The 16,541-nt window shown below is 40.8% G+C and carries 16 protein-coding genes, 1 tRNA gene, 1 pseudogene and 1 other annotated feature; of the genes and pseudogenes, 5 read left to right on the plus strand and 13 right to left on the minus strand.

Features of this window, described 5'->3' with window-relative positions:
• Together QUB64_RS07200 and crtD are read left to right on the plus strand one after the other, a co-directional pair.
• Positions 1-900 (plus strand): annotated as a pseudogene (locus QUB64_RS07200) (CopG family transcriptional regulator); the annotation flags it as partial.
• 301 nt (positions 901-1,201) lie between these two features.
• On the plus strand, positions 1,202-2,791 hold the full coding sequence (gene crtD, locus QUB64_RS07205; RefSeq protein WP_333267230.1) for a C-3',4' desaturase CrtD: 1,590 nt from the start codon (positions 1,202-1,204) through the stop codon (positions 2,789-2,791).
• Positions 2,792-3,103: 312 nt separating this feature from the next.
• Here crtD and QUB64_RS07210 read toward each other — a convergent pair whose 3' ends face one another.
• The 5 genes from QUB64_RS07210 to QUB64_RS07230 all read right to left on the minus strand — a co-directional run bounded on the left by QUB64_RS07210 (position 3,104) and on the right by QUB64_RS07230 (position 8,333).
• Positions 3,104-3,904: a hypothetical protein gene (locus QUB64_RS07210; RefSeq protein ID WP_333267232.1), complete on the minus strand. Its 801-nt coding sequence runs from the start codon at positions 3,902-3,904 to the stop codon at positions 3,104-3,106.
• Between the two features lie 82 nt (positions 3,905-3,986).
• Positions 3,987-4,958, minus strand: a complete 972-nt coding sequence (locus tag QUB64_RS07215) for a DUF483 domain-containing protein (RefSeq protein ID WP_333267234.1) — start codon at positions 4,956-4,958, stop codon at positions 3,987-3,989.
• Positions 4,959-4,965: 7 nt separating this feature from the next.
• A complete protein-coding gene (locus tag QUB64_RS07220) occupies positions 4,966-6,807 on the minus strand; it encodes an aKG-HExxH-type peptide beta-hydroxylase (protein WP_333267237.1) in 1,842 nt (613 codons plus the stop codon).
• 34 nt (positions 6,808-6,841) lie between these two features.
• On the minus strand, positions 6,842-8,008 hold the full coding sequence (locus QUB64_RS07225; RefSeq protein WP_333267239.1) for an FxsB family cyclophane-forming radical SAM/SPASM peptide maturase: 1,167 nt from the start codon (positions 8,006-8,008) through the stop codon (positions 6,842-6,844).
• A gap of 109 nt (positions 8,009-8,117) precedes the next feature.
• On the minus strand, positions 8,118-8,333 hold the full coding sequence (locus tag QUB64_RS07230) for a hypothetical protein (protein ID WP_333267241.1): 216 nt from the start codon (positions 8,331-8,333) through the stop codon (positions 8,118-8,120).
• Positions 8,334-8,559: 226 nt separating this feature from the next.
• Between QUB64_RS07230 and QUB64_RS07235 the strand changes: the two genes are divergently transcribed.
• Positions 8,560-9,903: an AAA family ATPase gene (locus tag QUB64_RS07235; protein ID WP_333267244.1), complete on the plus strand. Its 1,344-nt coding sequence runs from the start codon at positions 8,560-8,562 to the stop codon at positions 9,901-9,903.
• A gap of 274 nt (positions 9,904-10,177) precedes the next feature.
• Here the strand turns inward: QUB64_RS07235 and rplL are convergent, their stop codons facing one another.
• The 6 genes from rplL to secE all read right to left on the minus strand — a co-directional run bounded on the left by rplL (position 10,178) and on the right by secE (position 13,972).
• The gene (gene rplL, locus QUB64_RS07240) at positions 10,178-10,564 is read right to left on the minus strand and encodes a 50S ribosomal protein L7/L12 (protein ID WP_333267246.1); all 387 of its coding nucleotides are present in this window, start codon (positions 10,562-10,564) and stop codon (positions 10,178-10,180) included.
• A gap of 118 nt (positions 10,565-10,682) precedes the next feature.
• Complete coding sequence (gene rplJ, locus QUB64_RS07245) at positions 10,683-11,255, minus strand: 50S ribosomal protein L10 (RefSeq protein ID WP_333267248.1); 573 nt, start codon at positions 11,253-11,255, stop codon at positions 10,683-10,685.
• 29 nt (positions 11,256-11,284) lie between these two features.
• Positions 11,285-11,456: a sequence feature (ribosomal protein L10 leader region), on the minus strand.
• A gap of 264 nt (positions 11,457-11,720) precedes the next feature.
• Positions 11,721-12,434, minus strand: a complete 714-nt coding sequence (gene rplA / locus QUB64_RS07250) for a 50S ribosomal protein L1 (RefSeq protein WP_333267250.1) — start codon at positions 12,432-12,434, stop codon at positions 11,721-11,723.
• Positions 12,435-12,674: 240 nt separating this feature from the next.
• Positions 12,675-13,100 (minus strand): 50S ribosomal protein L11, encoded by a 426-nt coding sequence (gene rplK, locus QUB64_RS07255; protein WP_333267252.1) that lies wholly within the window; start codon positions 13,098-13,100, stop codon positions 12,675-12,677.
• Positions 13,101-13,103: 3 nt separating this feature from the next.
• Entirely contained in the window at positions 13,104-13,742 is a 639-nt protein-coding gene (gene nusG, locus QUB64_RS07260) for a transcription termination/antitermination protein NusG (RefSeq protein WP_333267254.1), read from the minus strand.
• A complete protein-coding gene (gene secE, locus QUB64_RS07265) occupies positions 13,739-13,972 on the minus strand; it encodes a preprotein translocase subunit SecE (RefSeq protein WP_333267256.1) in 234 nt (77 codons plus the stop codon). The genes nusG and secE overlap by 4 nt, the downstream gene beginning before the upstream one ends.
• A 78-nt stretch (positions 13,973-14,050) precedes the next feature.
• Here secE and QUB64_RS07270 point away from each other — a divergent pair, with 78 nt between their 5' ends.
• Positions 14,051-14,188, plus strand: coding sequence for a hypothetical protein (locus QUB64_RS07270; protein ID WP_333267259.1), 138 nt, complete (start codon positions 14,051-14,053; stop codon positions 14,186-14,188).
• Between the two features lie 117 nt (positions 14,189-14,305).
• On the opposite strand, the gene QUB64_RS07275 is transcribed toward QUB64_RS07270, so the two are convergent.
• Positions 14,306-14,378: transfer RNA gene (locus QUB64_RS07275), tRNA-Trp, on the minus strand.
• Positions 14,379-14,512: 134 nt separating this feature from the next.
• A complete protein-coding gene (gene rplS / locus QUB64_RS07280; RefSeq protein WP_333267261.1) occupies positions 14,513-14,896 on the minus strand; it encodes a 50S ribosomal protein L19 in 384 nt (127 codons plus the stop codon).
• 67 nt (positions 14,897-14,963) lie between these two features.
• Here rplS and QUB64_RS07285 point away from each other — a divergent pair, with 67 nt between their 5' ends.
• A complete protein-coding gene (locus tag QUB64_RS07285) occupies positions 14,964-16,403 on the plus strand; it encodes an inorganic phosphate transporter (RefSeq protein WP_333267263.1) in 1,440 nt (479 codons plus the stop codon).
• Positions 16,404-16,541 lie beyond the last annotated feature (138 nt).

A 16,541-nucleotide genomic window follows, 5' to 3' on the forward strand; every position in this document is an offset into this window, starting at 1 on the left:
CAGCAGTTGACGGAACGCGAAAGTTCGATCGCCCAATTGCAGCAGCAATTAGCTGACAAGCAAAATCTCGAAAGCCAATTGCAGGAAACTGTATCGAAGTCAAGTTACGAATCTTTACAGCATCAATTCGCCGAAAAAGAACATCGGGAACAGGAATTGCAGCAGCAACTAGCCTCCAAGTCGAGCGATTTGGAATCTTTGCAGCATCAATTCGCCGAAAAAGAACATTGGGCCAACGAATTGCAGCAGCAACTAGCCTCCAAATCGAGCGAGTTGGCATCTTTGCAGCATCAATTCGGTGAAAAAGAACATTGGGCCAACGAATTGCAGCAGCAACTAGCCTCCAAGTCGAGCGATTTGGCATCTTTGCAGCATCAATTCGGTGAAAAAGAACATTGGGCCAACGAATTGCAGCAGCAACTAGCCTCCAAGTCGAGCGATTTGGCATCTTTGCAGCATCAATTCGGTGAAAAAGAACATTGGGCCAACGAATTGCAGCAGCAACTAGCCTCCAAATCGAGCGATTTGGAATCTTTGCAGCATCAATTCGGTGAAAAAGAAAGTTCGATCGCCCAATTGCACCAGCAATTCGCTACCGAAAAGCAAAATCTCGAAAGCCAATTGCAGCAAACCGTGTCGAAGTCGAGTTACGAAGCTTTGCAGCACCAGTTAGCAGAAACGTCAAGTGCGATCTGCAGCTTGCAAATTCAACTCACCGAGTTCCACTCTCTAAAAGATCAATTGAGCCAAAGTGCGGCGAAACAGCGAAATTACGAGGATTTGCAGCAACAGTCTCAAGAACAGCAAAGAACCATCAAAGCTTTACGGGAACAGCTCGTTCAAATGCAAGCTGTGGCTGGGATTGGCGAAGCTTATCTCAATAAGTGGCGCCGTCCCTGATTCTGATACGATTTTTTTAAAGCTGCGGGTAGGGACACGGCAATGCCCTGTTCCTACAAGTCTTATATCACGATCCGGTCAATTACGCACCATCTCATATCGTCTCCAGATTAACCGCACGCGCGATCGGTTCGTAGTGCGGACTTCAGTCCGCAGCAAGTGAGCGGACTGAAGTCCGCACTACGAACCTTTTTTGTGGTGGTAATCGATCGGACATGAGACAGCCGTTATGCGCTATCTGCACAAGCTTTTTATTGCTAAATATGAGCATAATATTAAGAAATATTACAATAAATAAATTATGACGAGCGATCGCACCCCTGAGAGCAAACCCAGTGCAGCAGACACAAAGGGCCGCGTCACGGTAATTGGAGCCGGCATCGGCGGGCTGACAGCAGCAGCCCTGCTGGCCCGCAGAGGATACCAAGTGCTAGTGTTAGATCAGGCGATCGTCCCTGGAGGATGCGCCTCCACCTTCAAACGCAAAGGCTTTACCTTCGATGTCGGCGCCACGCAGGTTGCAGGATTGGAACCCGGAGGGATTCACCACCGAATTTTCTCAGAATTAGAAATAGAACTTCCCCCCGCCACACCCTGCGATCCGGCTTGTGCGGTATTTTTGCCGGGAGAAACCGCACCGATTAGCGTGTGGCGAGATCCGCAAAAGTGGCAAGAAGAAAGACAGCGACAATTCCCCGGAAGCGAACCTTTTTGGCAGTTATTATCTGCATTGTTCCAAGCTAGCTGGAAATTTCAAGGGCGCGATCCCGTTTTACCGCCCAGAAACTTCTGGGATTTCTGGCAATTAATTCAAGCAGTTCGCCCCGATACTTTAATTACTTTGCCTTTCACTTTTATGACAGTGGGAGATGCTTTGCGGTTGTGCGGTTTGGGCGACAATTTGCGCTTGAGAACTTTTCTGGATTTGCAGTTAAAATTGTACTCCCAAGTCGATACGGAAGAAACGGCGCTGCTGTACGCGGCGACAGCTTTAGGTGTTTCCCAAGAGCCGCAAGGGTTGTATCATCTACAAGGAAGTATGCAGGTGTTGAGCGATCGCCTCGTAAGTGCGATCGAGCTTTACGGCGGCAAAGTCCTGCTGCGCCATACAGTCGAAAGTATTGTCACCACTAACGGTAAAGCCACCGCTACAGTGATTCGCAATCAAAAAACAGGCGAAGTTTGGACAGAAACAGCCGATCGCATTGTCGCCAACGTGACCGCGCAAAATCTAGTAAAATTGATGTCAAACGAGCCTGTTTTAGAAACTTTAACAGATAATTCAGAAACAACAGACTCACTGCCAAATCAAATGGCAGGCTACAAATATCGAGTCGATAAATTGCCGCCCGCATCCGGCGCATTTGTCATATATTTGGGAGTGGATGAAAGCGCAATTCCAGCAAATTGTCCGCCGCACCTTCAGTTTCTCTACGATTACGACGGCGAGATTGGCGAGAATAATTCGTTATTTGTTTCCGTGAGTCATGCGGGCGACGGCCGAGCACCGCAGGGAATGGCGACAATTATCGCTTCGTCTTTTACTGATACTCGAATGTGGTGGAATTCGGTTGATTATGAAGGATTGAAGCAAAAATATACTGAAGGGGCGATCGCGCGTTTGAGCGAATATTTCGATTTGACACCCGAAAAAATTGTACACCAAGAATCAGCCACACCTCGCACCTTTGCCCGCTACACGGCGCGCGATCGAGGAGTTGTGGGCGGCATCGGCCAGCGAATACCAACCTTCGGCCCCTTCGGATTTGCCAACCGCACGCCAATTAAAAATCTCTGGTTAGTCGGCGACTCCACCCATCCGGGAGAAGGTACAGCCGGTGTTTCCTATTCTGCTTTAACCGTCGTGCGACAAATGGAAGCCGAGTTTTGAGAATTTGGCAAAATAATTGGAGTATTTGTAGGGTGTGTCGCCCTGAAAAATCCCTAAATTAAGTTAACAATCTCATGGCGACGCACCTTACACTTCGGGCCCGTGGAAACAACCCTCCGTTTCACTCCGCCCAACAATTGTTTTGTAGCACGACTTTTTATAAATGGTATAACAAAGACAGTGACAACCAAAGCCGTTCAAGCCTGATATAGCGGTTCTTGGATAGATGAGGTATATAATTAAACCTAAAAAGCTTGACAACAGAGGGTTTCGGCGTACTCCATCTTTCGCTCGAAAGGCTATAGCGAAACTTTAAGACAACAAACTTTCAATAATTATTGTCCATATTGGAAGTTTGTTAAATATGTGGTTTTTGATTTGAGTTAAACCTCGATCGAGTTTGACATCAATAGAGTTAATAGTCTTAGGCATCAACATTACATTATTCCCAATTTGAGCATCGTAATCATATACTAAATTGGTAATCGGAGTTTTTTGTTTATGAATATCCTTAATAATATCCGAGCAATCTGCTTTGAGCAGCCAAGAAGTTATATATCGTTTGTAATAAAAATCAAAATCAACTACTTGACCAGATAATTTTAAGTAACTTCCAGAAACAATGAATAGAGGAGATACTCGTCTCCATAAGCTACCAAAATCATGAAACATATCGGTATTTGCCTCATTCTCGTAGTCAAAATATTGCGTATAAATAGCCATTTGATCGGAACCCCACAAATAGCCTTTTTGATTTAGTAGCATTTGCGATCGGAATAAATAGTTATAAGATTTTTGCGTAATTAATAATCTGCTTATGTCTATTTTATCATCATCTATGATGTAATCCACATATCTTAGATGTAAATCTAAACATAATTGCACAGTCCCCCAAAAAATAGCATTTTCCTGCTGCTCTAAAAGTCCTAGTCCTTCTAACATAGGTAGTGTATAAAGATAGAAATATCGTTGGGCGGTTTTTTGATCCTCCACATCTATTAACAAATTTCGATCTAAAGTTAATTTAGAATTCAAAATCTCTTTTTCTAAATCAAGAATATATTGTAAATCTTTTTCTTGAATATTGTTAATAATTTTTTCTGCAAGATTCATGATATTAATCCTCATCTAATTAAAACTAAAGTATACATTTTATATGCCCCTAGAATGTTTTTAATAATACCTATTTTGTCAATTAAGTATCTTTGGAAAAACTAATTAAAAATGGAATCTCTACTTCATGTTTGTCACCTCTAGCAAAATAAGCACTTATCTGAGTATTGTCTCGGTAAACTCTAATAATATTCCCCTCAACAATACAAGTATCACCTTTAACAAGTATTTGATATAGTAAATCATTTTGTGATGTAGGATATATTGCCTCTACAGATTGATAGTTGACTACATTTTTAGCAACAATGTTACCTTCTAAACGATAAATTTTAAGTTCTGAAAGACATAAAATTGGTGTTTGTAAATGATGTTCTATTTCTTCTAAATATTCTTGGCTCTCCTCATTAATTAGAAGCCGATTTTTTTTAGCATACTCGATAGATGCTTCACAATTAAAAGAACAAGGTATATGGGGAATCAATGAGAATGGAGTATGGCGTAACAACCCATTTGCTAAATATGTAGGTTTGTTAATTGTATTTCGATAAGTTTCATAGTAATTATTATAAAAATTCCAATGATTTCGCTTTTGAAAAAACTCAAGACAACATTGAGGATAACCTAGTGCTTTTCCAAAAGTATAATGGTCTGCTAAATGTTTTTCAATTACTCTTCCATCGACAACTAAAGGATACCATCCTGAAGCAATTGCATTTGTTAAAGCATCTTGTGACTTAGCAATAAAAACATGAGCTTGGTCAGAAAATACTTTACTAAAAACAGCTTTAGTTGTAGTAAATAACTCTTGAGGTAAACTGTTTAATTTTCCCATATCTCGGTCGAAATAAGCATCTACATAATAATACAAGCCAAAATATTGAGCTAATTCACAAAAAGATTTCCATCTGGGCTTTTCAACCCATAAATCTGTTGCTGATTTTAATCCTTTAACAGTAGCAATAAAAGCAGGTAATTGTCCCCCATCAGGAAATATCTCAAGGTATTTGCTAAAAGGACTATTTACTAAGTATTTGCTCAAAATTGCTATATTCATAAAATTTTTAATTAACTAATGTTTTAACTAATTTAACCATCATTTGAACTTTATTTTCAGAGGTTGATTTTTGGCGGATTATTTTTTTGAATTCTAAACTATTGGCAACAAGTTTATCTAGATTAATTAAGATTAACTCGTAATCGTCTAACAGGTTTAAATGTCTTAATGCAAACATAAAACATTGCCAAAAATAAGGAGCATTAGGATATTGCTCAATACAACTTTGATAAAATTCTGCTGCTTGCTGATAGTCGTGATTGAGATAAGCAGTATGTCCACATATTAAGTCCAATAAAACAGAAGTTCCCAACTGAGTTTCTTTTAATATGTCTTCTAATTCTTTTAAGCCTCGATCGTGGTAAACAGCCACTAAAGTCTCAAGAATTGGATCGAATGGTTGTCTCAGATAAGTTAAGGGACGTAAATCAATATTTGGTGTAATTCCTAGCCATTTACATGATTGATTCAATATTGTATTGTTGTCAGTATTTGCCAAATCAATAGATACTTGAATTGGCAAGATTTGTGTCCCGATTAAATTAGGATTTGCCGCTTCCCATTTCTGCTGATGTTCTTTTAATCTAACGTCAATCAGTTGTTTTTCTGTTTGAGAAATTTCAGGTTCAACTCGATCGATATTTTCTTCTATTGCTTCAATCAAGCCTTGACCAATCAAAGAAAATTCTGCATTTGTTTTGAAAACTTTAAGTGCAGTTAGCAGTTGTTGTTTAGCAGTATATACTCTTTGTTGTAAACGCTTTTCTTGTAAAATAGGTATATCTGTTTTCAGAATTTTATGCCCAAATTCTAAAACAGCTTGAAAGACATAAATTCCCTGCAAAATACCACTGAGAGGTCGAGGATCGTCACGCCAAGGAGAATAATAAATTGCTTCAGGACTACCTTCTACAATGATTGGATCTAAATTTAATAAAGCATTAAGTTTATGATGATGATATTCATGGACTAAAGCTTCTACTATGACTGAGGTATCTGGCATCCAAGATAAAACGAGAAGTCCGGGTATTTCTCGAAATGTCTGACTTCTATGAACATCAATAGCATGAGAATGTACTGGAACTAAAGATTGTACTCCCATTAACAGTTCACTTGCTAATAAAGTTGAACAACTATCTATCCAAAACCAAGCTTCCTCTAAACTAGATAACCATTTAATAGTGGAAGTTGGTGTTAACTCCTCAAAATTCCAATCATAGCGACCTCCTAAATGTAAATCACTATCAAAACCATTTAATTCAATCCCATTATTTAGATGAGGTATTTCATTCTGAATCATCTCCAAATTTTGATTACCATCTGTATAAATATGAAAACTATCATTAGTTGTGGTAACAAAACGCAATCTTTGAAAGGCAATATGCTGAGGATGCTGTAAATAAATTCCTGTTCCGGGTATGGCAATAATTCCAGCATGATCTGTATATAAAAAACACTCAATATTTTCTATCTTGTCATATTTTGCCATTGCTAAAATAAACTTTTGAAAAGATTCTAGATGAAACTTAATGTGCATTTCTGGAAACAGAATATGAGCTTTTCGGTTAACTAATTGCCAAGCAGTATCTAACCAAAAACTAAAAGATGGATAGCGTAAAATTTTTCTTTGGGCATTTTTAGAAAAAGATTTGACCAACTCAAAAGATTGATAAAATTTGGTACGATTAATTAAATCAGGTGATTCTGATTGCAGTTTTTGATTGAGATTACTTAACCTTAGCAAAGTTCTATGATATTCTGCCAAAAAAATTACTTTAACTAATGGATCGGAAGCCCCCGCAGGAGAAACAAAGTTTTTGATCGTATTAATATCCAGCTTAATCTTCATTGCACTAACCCTAATTTAATAAGACGAAGTTTGACTAAACAGCAGGAAGCTTTTTATTCTTTATTGTTTGCAAATCTTCAATCACTTCTCGGCGAATTGTAGTAATCAGTTTTTTGAGATCGGAACAATACACTGATGGATTTTGAAAGTAATTTTCGCTAGAGTATCTATGGGGAAGATAACCACCACCACAAACTTTAACTAAGTTACATTCTTGACAATCTTTGCTCAAATATTGCCACTTTTCTTGACGTTCAATAACCTTTGGGGAATCAAAAATATCATCAAAACTGTGGGTAAATAAATTCATTCCTAACTTGGTAGCTTCGGGATAAGTAACTTTCAAAGAATCAACTGCTTCAATATCACCATTGGTTTCAATAACAGCAAAATCAACAGGGTTTAAACCCCATTCTTCTGAATTCCCTTGCAATCCTAGCATTAGCGAAATAATTTCTTCAAATTTCCTGATTCGGATTGTTTGAGGTTTTTGATGATACCAAATATTAAAAATCTTAAGTAACCAATCTGCATAAGGGCTTACATCAAGAGATTGTTCTTTACCAAGAGGTCTTAAATCGTGGTGATGTAAAGGGAATAAAAAATCAATAAAAGGAGGCTTATGTTGTGATAAATACGAATATACTCTTTCAGGATCGTTGTTGATATCGATCACACATAAAAAACCAGTCCATATTTTACGTCCTCGATCGCTACTTAATAATTGAAGAGTATTTTCCAAACTAGAAAATGAAGATTTACCTTGATGATCTAAGCGATGCAAATCATTGGCTTCTTGATAGCCATCCATACTTAAGCCTATTTTTATATTATTAGAAAAACAAAAATCTAATATTTCATTATTTAACAAAACTCCATTAGTTTGTATGCCAAATTCTAATTTAATCTTAGGAACATTTTTCGTGATAATTTCTTGAAATATTTTAATATAATCTAATCCCGCCAAGAGAGGTTCTCCACCGTGCATGATAACAGAAAATTCTGATACTTGATGTTTAGTGGTATGTTCCTCAATTCTCTTACCTAATTGTGTAATAGTTGCTTCTGACATTTTCAACGGTTGCTGTTGCCAACTTTGATCGCTATGTTGATACATATAGCAATAATCACAGTTAAGATTGCAACGTGATACTATTTTACAAACAAGTGAACCCAAGGGTGTAGGTACAAATTCAGTCATAACTCTATCATCTATTCATGAATTATTTAACTTATGTCTAAATTAAATAGCTACTATTCGGGGTAAATCGTAGCTATTTAATACTATTTAACCTTGTTATGATTGAATATTACCAAGTACCTTTAGTATACTTACCATGAGAAGAATGGCTAGAATGTTTACCATGACCAGATGAACTGGGATAAAAATCTTTTTCCAAAATATTACCAAGTGCTGTGTTTTTGAGTGAATCTAAGTCACTTAAGTCAAATTCTTCAATATCGAGAACGATACAATCATTTTGTGAATCAGTATCAGTGAGTAATCCTTCTTTTGCTTGTGTCATTTTAGTAATGCTCCTAAAAAATTATCAACAACGGAAAAAGCACGACTTTTTAAGCCTGTGTTCGATTTAAGAGCATACCAAAATTAAAGATGGGAGTGCGATCGGAAAAACTCGGATTTCAACTGGAGTTTTGTTACACAATATTAAGCAAAAAATAGGAAAAGATAGGAAAAAATAGGAGTGAATTCAGCTATAATGGCTAAAACCTTTATCATGTATAGCTTTGATGAATGTAAGCCAACTGTTACAATTTGTCGATCGCCTAGTGGTTGAACGAACTGGAAAGCATCTAGATGATGTTCAAAGGGCTGTAGTTGAGGGGACTTGGGAAAGACAAACCTATGATGATATCGCCCAGAAGTGCTATGTCACTAAAAATCATGTAGGTGATGTAGGTGCTGAATTATGGCAACTTTTATCTGAAATATTGGGTGAGGATATAAAAAAAACTAATTTTCGTTCTACATTTGAAAGATTACAATTAACATCATCCCAATTTATTAATATACAAAGCAGTAATAATTTTAGCTTTTGTTCATCTCCTTATCAATATAACGACAAACATCAAGAAAGCCATAATCAATCAAAGTATCGCGATTTAACCGTAGCTCCTCAAATCATCAATTTTTACGCAAGAGAATCTCAACTTAAAACTATTTCTAATTGGATCTTAAATCAAAATACTCGTTTAACCTCAGTATTGGGATCGAGTGGAATTGGTAAAACTATTCTAGTTAAAAGGTTTGTCGATCTCAATCTACAAGAATTTGAAGTAATTATCTGGAGAAGCCTAAAATTTCCTAAACCTTTAGAGTTATTGGTTAATGATTTATTGAATGCTTGTAAACAAGAAGCTAAAGAAACTATAGATGATAAGTTAAAACAATTATTAGATATTTTGAGAGACAAAAAATGTTGGATTATTCTTGATGATGTTCATAATATCTTTATTCCTGGTCAATTGGCGGGACAATATAAGTCTGAATATCAAGATTATCAAAACTTGTTCACCATGATTACAGAAACTGAACATCAGAGTCATGTAATTTTAATTAGTCAAGAACAATGTGCAGAAATGCAGTGTTTAGATGAAAAATTATATCCTATTAAGTCTTTAGAGTTATCAGGTTTAGATGATGTGGAGATTCTGAAAGGTACAGGATTAAAAAATGAGGATAGTTGGTTAAAGTTAATTAATTTATATGAGGGTAATCCGGTTTATTTAAAAAGTATTGCTATTTCAATCAAAAAGATTTTTGATGGGGATGTTGCTGAGTTTTTAGCGGATAATAGCTTGATTATTACCAAAAATATGCAAGATAATTTTAACCAGTTATTTAACAAACTATCACCTATAGAACAGCAACTTGTTTTAGAATTAAGTAAGTTTAATCAACCTCTATCCAGAGAATATTTAAGACAGAGTTTAGATTTATCATCAATGGATTTAATTAATGGTTTACAGTCTTTACAACAAAGGTATTTAGTAACGAAAATAAAAGAGGATAAAATCTTGTTTAAATTGTCTTCTGTTTTTCAAGAATATGTAAAGAATTGTTGTCTAAATTGAATTTAGGAACGAAAATTTAATAACTTAAACACCTCCTATAATCCTTTTTACTATAAGCTGCGAAGTAAAACGAGGCAGAGCCTCAATATCTGCGTTACCAGGCAGAGCCTGGTAACAAGCAAATCGCTTAATTTATTTAATTTTCATTCCTTAGTTATTTTCTTGCATATCGAAATATCTCAATACGCTTTAACTAACCCAAAAAAACCTCAGTCTGCACAGCAAACTGAGGTCACATAGCGACAGGTAAAAACCTGTCGGCTACAGTCTATGACTACTTGATAGAAATCTTGGCGCCCACAGCTTCAAGCTGCTTCTTCATTTCTTCAGCAGCTTCCTTAGCAATAGCTTCCTTAACTGCTTTAGGTGCGGCTTCTACCAAGTCTTTCGCTTCTTTCAGGCCCAAACCGGTAATTGCGCGGACTTCCTTCAGAATGGCGATTTTCTTGTCAGCAGGAACTTCTTCCAAAATTACGCTGAATTCAGTTTGTACTTCTACTTCTTCAGCAGCAGCAGCCGGAGCGCCCATCATCATCATGCCGCCTACAGGAGCAGCAGCGCTGACGCCGAAAGCTTCTTCAATTTGCTTGACCAATTCAGATGCTTCGAGCAAAGTCAGAGTCTTCAGTTTTTCTAAGATTTCGTCGGTTGCAGTAGACATTCGTTAAACTCCTAGTTCGATTTGATTAATTGTCAGTTGTCAGTTGTCAGTTGTCAGTTGTGATTTTCTAGTTCGAGATTTCTCAATTCAAAACTCAAAATTCAAAACTCAAAACTATCTAAGCAGATACGCTTTCTGCTTCTGCTTCTGCTGGTGCTTCTGTCGAATCACCGTCTTTTTCAGCATAAGCTTTGATACCGCGCGCGATCGAAGTAGGAACTTGATTGATACCCACAGCCAACTTGGTTGCGACACCGTTGATAGCGCCAGCAATTTGAGCCATGAGTTGTTCCTTCGACGGCAGATCCGCTAATGCTTTAACATCAGCTTCTTTCAGTACCCGTCCTTCCATGACGCCGCCGCGAAGTTCTGTCTTCTTGGAAGCTTTTTGGAATTCTTGGTAAGCTTTAATCGCGCCGCCAATATCTTCTTGCACGAACATGAATGCCGACGTACCAGTCAGCAATTCCTGTATCGGCTGCCATGTTTCATTGCCTTCAACAGCAATGCGCATCAGCGTGTTTTTTGCTACTTGGCAACTGCTGCCTTTCGGACGCAAACGCCGCCGCAAATCTGTGATTTCAGCAACAGTTAAGCCTTTGTAGTCGATCGCGATTACCAGTTGAGATTCGCTCAAGGTTTGCTTGAGGTCTGCAATAATCTCATTTTTTACTGCTAAACTTTTGCCCATACTAATTTCACCTCCTTTTAGGATCTCAAACTGCCAATCAAAAACCCCAACCTTATAGCCGGGGCAGAGAATTAAAAATTAAGAATTAGGAATTAAAAGATAGAACTTTTTAATTGATTTTCTTGAGTTTTTATTTCTTGGGCCTCGGCAGGAAATTAAGCGCTAAGCACCTGCGGTCTTCAGCTTATGGATTTTTGATTATACTATCACCATCCGGCAGACATTAGCAAGGGTATCATGCAAATTTCCTGATACCAATTTAATGTGAAGTTGCACATATTCCGATCCCCCTAAATCCCCCTTAATAAGGGGAGTAGGGGTTGACTTTGATAGAAATCTTGTCCCCCCCTTATTAAGGGGGGTTAGGGGGATCAGATTCGGGAGCAGCCTCATAAAAAATTGATATGAGAGATTTACACAGACAACCGAAGCTGTCTTTTACTTCTGCCTTCGGATCAATACTTTCTACGCAGCATCAAGTTTGGTATCGCGCAGGGCACTGATATCGACTTCGATCGATGGGCCCATGGTTGCGGATATGTACAAACTGCGCCAGTAGCGACCTTTGGCACCAGAAGGACGGTTGCGGTCAACAGTTTCTTGCAAAGCATGAAGGTTTACCAGCAAATCTTCGGCTGAGAAAGCTGCCTTGCCAAACATAACATGAACGATGCCTGTGCGATCGGCACGGAATTCTAGTTTACCACCTTTGAACTCGTTAATCGCCCGAGCAATGTCAGTCGTCACCGTACCACCTTTCGGAGAAGGCATCAAGCCGCGCGGGCCCAACAACCGACCCAATTTTGCCACCAACGGCATCACGTCTGGAGTAGCAATCAGGCAATCGAAGTCCATCATGCCTTTTTGAATTTCCTCGATCAACTCTTCAGAACCAGCAATATCTGCGCCGGCATTCAGAGCTTCTTTAACTTTTTCGCCCTTAGCAATCACCGCAATTCTGACTATTTGACCAGTGCCTTTTGGCAGCGATACAGTTGTCCGCAACTGTTGGTCAGTATATTTCGGGTCAATTCCCAAACGGATGTGAGCTTCAGCAGATTCGCCAAACTTAGCGGTTGCTGTTTCTTTCAAAAGTTGCAGAGCTTCCAGCGGTAGGTAAGGTCTCTCTTCAACTTTCTTTTGAAGTTCTTGCAGTCTTCGCGATACTTTCTTTGCCATTGTTTTTTTTGGGGTTAGTAGATTTGAGATTTTCCATTTTTCGATTTGAGATTGAACCGTTTCGCTCATTTCAAATCTAAAACATTTGCGATTCCTAGCGAAGCTTTGCTTCTCCCCCTGAATCGACTTAGAATTTGGAATTTTGGATTTTAGATTGAAGACTTGAGCTGCTATATCGGGAATTACCGACAACTATCAACTGACAACTGTCAACTATCAACTGACAACTGTCAACTGACTTCAATCAGCGATCGCCACGCCCATGTTTTTAGCTGTTCCCGCTACAATTTTCATAGCAGCTTCAACATCATTAGCGTTAAGGTCAGGCATCTTAGTTTCAGCGATTTCTCGCAACTGAGCCTGTGTGATTGTCCCTACTTGCTTGCGATTAGGTTCGCCGGATCCCTTAGGAATGCCAGCAGCTTTTTGAATCAAAACCGACGCCGGCGGGGTTTTGAGAATAAATGTAAAACTGCGGTCTTCAAAAACCGAAATTTCTACCGGAACCACGAGACCTGCTTGGTCTGCGGTTCTAGCATTGTACTCCTTGCAAAACATCATAATATTGACGCCGTGCTGACCCAAGGCCGGGCCGATCGGAGGAGCTGGGTTGGCTTTTCCCGCTGTAATCGCCAACTTAATTACTGCAACAACTTTCTTTGCCATTAGTTAGTTCTGTTTCTGAACCTGATTGAACTCTAATTCTACAGGCGTATCGCGCCCAAAAATCGAGAGTAAAACTTTGAGCTTGTTCCGTTCCGGGCTAACTTCTATCACATCACCTTCAAAATCCTTAAATGGCCCGGAAAGTACCACAACGTGGTCTCCTGTCGCCATCGATACTTTGACAACTGGTTCTGATTCCTGAGCGCTTCTGAAGATCCGCTCTACTTCCGAATGACTCAGAGGTAGCGGTTTGACGTGACCCCTGCCGCGCCCGTAGCGGCGTTTCTGCTCTGCCCCGACAAAATTAATTACGTTCGGGGTATTTTTAATCACCTGCCACGTATCCTCGTCCATAAACATACGGATGAGTACGTACCCGGGGAAGATTTTCTCATCTGACTGACGCCTGGAACCGTCTTTGCCGACTTTGATCGCCGGAGTTTGCGGAATTTCGACTTGAACGATGCGATCGGCAACATCCAAAGTTTGAATCCGCTGATCCAAGTTTGCCTTCACGCGCTTCTCGCAGCCTGAGGCCACCTGAACAGCATACCAGCGAGCCTGAATCTCCGGCACATCTGGCGATGCTGCCTGTCCCGTCGCTTCTGTGGAATAATCAGATTCTTCTGATGCAAAAGTCATGGCCCAAACACCTTTCCTGCGCCCCAGTTAAAGAAGTTATCCACCAAATAGATCAGGCTGGCTGAGAGGATTACCATCAAAAGCACGGCTAAAGACTCGCTAATTAGCTGCTGGCGGCTCGGCCAAACCACTTTATCGAGTTCTTCTTTAGTGTCCTTAAAAAAACCCGCAGGGTCGAACCCCGGCGCAGTCATTTCTTGAGTTTCTTGAGCTTCGTCTTTTTTCGCCACGATCGAATCCCCCTTGCGATTTTAGATTTCAGATTTTAGATTTTAGATTTTGTGAGTGGCTCGCGGCTATCTGATTTTTTGACACTAACCACTTACGCCCAAGTCCAAAATCTCAAATCCAAAGCAGCACTTTTTTACAAGCTCAACCCATCTACGATGTATGTGCCGACGATCGCCCTCACAGACGATCGAGAAGCTACACCGAGCATTTGTTGATGGCCTTTGTTGCGAACCGCCCACAAAAATTAATTCTACCCGAAAGTCTGCGGTTTCGGCTGTTTCCAGCCAATAATCCGGGCGCTTTCGGGCAGAATTAAAATTTTGGTGATTCAGCGCGCCCTGGAGGACTTGAACCCCCGACATCAGGTTTTGGAGACCTGCGTTCTACCAACTGAACTAAGAGCGCACAGGTGAGGTTTGCTTAAACTCGCTTAACCTCTAGATTTCTATTTTAACACAGTGTGCTCGGAAATGGGAAACTTTTTTTGAATTTTTCAATTTCCCATTTTCTCTCTCACCAATAGGAAGCTGGGTGCATTCCTACAGGGAGCGATCGAACCGCTGTTTGACGCGAGTTGCTTTGCCGACGCGATCGCGCAGGTAGTAAAGTTTGGCTCTACGGACTTTACCGCGACGCATGACTTGGACAGTCGCGATGCGGGGCGAGTGAATCAAAAACACCCGTTCCACGCCGACGCCTTGAAACACGCGGCGCACGGTAATTGTTTCATTAATGCCACCGTTCCGCATGGCAATCACGGTGCCTTCGTAGGGTTGAACCCGTTCTTTCGCGCCCTCTTTAATTCTCACGCCGACGCGCACGGTGTCGCCTACGTAAATTTCGGGGAGCTGTTTATTTAGTTCTACCTTGACTCTATTTATTTCTTCCGTCTCGATCGAGCGGATTATTTCTGCGCCTTTCATGGGATTTTCCAAAACTCACAATCCCTTATCATATATCGAACTGCCAGATTTATGTCAAAAAACTTCTATGTTAAATACTTCTGAGGTCGTATTTCTGCAACTTGGGGCGATCGCCGCGCTAGCCTTGTACGTCGCCGCCAACTTGGGGGCTAACGATGTGGCGAACTCAATGGGGACATCGGTAGGCTCGAAGGCGCTGACGCTGCGACAAGCAATAATTGTTGCAGGGATACTGGAGTTTTCCGGTGCAGTGCTGTTCGGGCAAGGAGTTTCCGAAACTCTTGCAACAGGAGTTGTGAATGCAGAAGTGTTTGTGGCAAAACCGCAGGTATTTTTAATCGGGATGGTGTCAGTGCTAGCAGCTTGCGGGTTGTGGCTGCAAATTGCTACCAGTCGAGGTTTGCCGGTTTCTTCATCCCATGCGGTGGTGGGCGCGATCGCAGGTTTTAGCTGGGTAGCAGCGGGAATTCATGCGGTTGATTGGCCGATAATCGGCAGGATATCGTTAACTTGGGTGGCGACACCTTTTGCTAGCGGTGCTTTAGCCGCCCTATTTTACAGTGGGGTGAAGCATTGGATTCTCGATCGCCCCGATCCTCTATTTCAACTGCGCGAGTGGATACCTTGGCTGAGTGCAGCCCTGCTGAGCGTATTTGGGATAATTGTATTACCGTCTGTTGTTGATGTGGCTTTGGTGCAAACAGGGGCGATCGACTTCGCACGCGATCGATTTGGCTGGAATCTGCCAATTCACGATATTGTAATTGCTATCGGGAGTATTGGGGCGATCGGGCTTTCGCTCAATAGCTGGCAAAAGTTAGACAAGGAAGGTTCGGCAGCGGATTTTGTAGCGGATGTAACGGATGTAACGGATAGAAAGAAGAAGCCCGACGGAATATTATCCCAATCCCCCCCTCTTCCCCCCTCCCCCTCTTCCCCTCTCCCCCTCTCCCCCTCTCCCCATCTCCCCCTCTCCTCCTCTCCTCGCCATTCTGCGATCGAGCGACAGATGGCGAGATTTCAAGTTTTGAGTGCTTGTTTTGTAGCATTTGCACACGGTTCCAATGACGTAGGGAATGCGGTTGCGCCTTTAGCTGCGATCGCGTACATCCAGCGCACAGGTTCCTTTCCTCTAGAAGATTTCAGGGTTCCCCTGTGGATTTTAGTCCTCGGGGGTACAGGAATAGTCATCGGTTTAGCCATCTGGGGCAAAAAAGTAATCGCCACAGTCGGCGAAAACATCATCGCACTGCAACCCAGCGGCGGATTTTGCGCGGAATTGGCCACAGCTACCACAGTATTATTAGCATCTCGCTTGGGTTTGCCGGTTTCGACATCCCACGCTTTAGTTGGTGCAGTTGTGGGAGTCGGGGTGATTAAAGGTTGGAAATCGGTACGCTGGCAAACTTTGCAGTCAATTGGTTCGGCTTGGGTGGTAACAATCCCGATCGCCGCGGGTTTGGGTGCTAGCATTTTCAGTATCGCTCAATGGATTTTAGTTAAATGAACGCAATAGGTTTGTAGTAAGGACTTCAGTCCTCTCATTTTTTGCGGACTAAAGTCCTCACTACGAACGTTATTAGGTTCGTAATTAGGTTCGTAGTAAGGACTTCAGTCCTCTCTTTTTTTGCGGACTAAAGTCCTC

Origin of the sequence: Microcoleus sp. Aus8_D2, from assembly GCF_036702665.1 — a bacterium.
Classification (GTDB): Bacteria; Cyanobacteriota; Cyanobacteriia; order Cyanobacteriales; family Microcoleaceae; genus Microcoleus.

What these genes read in the sequence shown, in the direction of transcription:
- QUB64_RS07215 (WP_333267234.1), bottom strand. Translation starts at nt 4,958, where the DNA reads ATGAATATAGCAATTTTGAGCAAATACTTAGTAAATAGTCCTTTTAGC.
- rplL (WP_333267246.1), bottom strand. Translation starts at nt 10,564, where the DNA reads ATGTCTACTGCAACCGACGAAATCTTAGAAAAACTGAAGACTCTGACT.
- rplS (WP_333267261.1), bottom strand. Translation starts at nt 14,896, where the DNA reads ATGAAAGGCGCAGAAATAATCCGCTCGATCGAGACGGAAGAAATAAAT.
- QUB64_RS07230 (WP_333267241.1), bottom strand. Translation starts at nt 8,333, where the DNA reads ATGACACAAGCAAAAGAAGGATTACTCACTGATACTGATTCACAAAAT.
- QUB64_RS07225 (WP_333267239.1), bottom strand. Translation starts at nt 8,008, where the DNA reads ATGACTGAATTTGTACCTACACCCTTGGGTTCACTTGTTTGTAAAATA.
- rplA (WP_333267250.1), bottom strand. Translation starts at nt 12,434, where the DNA reads ATGGCAAAGAAAGTATCGCGAAGACTGCAAGAACTTCAAAAGAAAGTT.
- rplJ (WP_333267248.1), bottom strand. Translation starts at nt 11,255, where the DNA reads ATGGGCAAAAGTTTAGCAGTAAAAAATGAGATTATTGCAGACCTCAAG.
- nusG (WP_333267254.1), bottom strand. Translation starts at nt 13,742, where the DNA reads ATGACTTTTGCATCAGAAGAATCTGATTATTCCACAGAAGCGACGGGA.
- crtD (WP_333267230.1), top strand. Translation starts at nt 1,202, where the DNA reads ATGACGAGCGATCGCACCCCTGAGAGCAAACCCAGTGCAGCAGACACA.
- QUB64_RS07235 (WP_333267244.1), top strand. Translation starts at nt 8,560, where the DNA reads ATGAATGTAAGCCAACTGTTACAATTTGTCGATCGCCTAGTGGTTGAA.
- rplK (WP_333267252.1), bottom strand. Translation starts at nt 13,100, where the DNA reads ATGGCAAAGAAAGTTGTTGCAGTAATTAAGTTGGCGATTACAGCGGGA.
- QUB64_RS07220 (WP_333267237.1), bottom strand. Translation starts at nt 6,807, where the DNA reads ATGAAGATTAAGCTGGATATTAATACGATCAAAAACTTTGTTTCTCCT.
- QUB64_RS07210 (WP_333267232.1), bottom strand. Translation starts at nt 3,904, where the DNA reads ATGAATCTTGCAGAAAAAATTATTAACAATATTCAAGAAAAAGATTTA.
- QUB64_RS07285 (WP_333267263.1), top strand. Translation starts at nt 14,964, where the DNA reads ATGTTAAATACTTCTGAGGTCGTATTTCTGCAACTTGGGGCGATCGCC.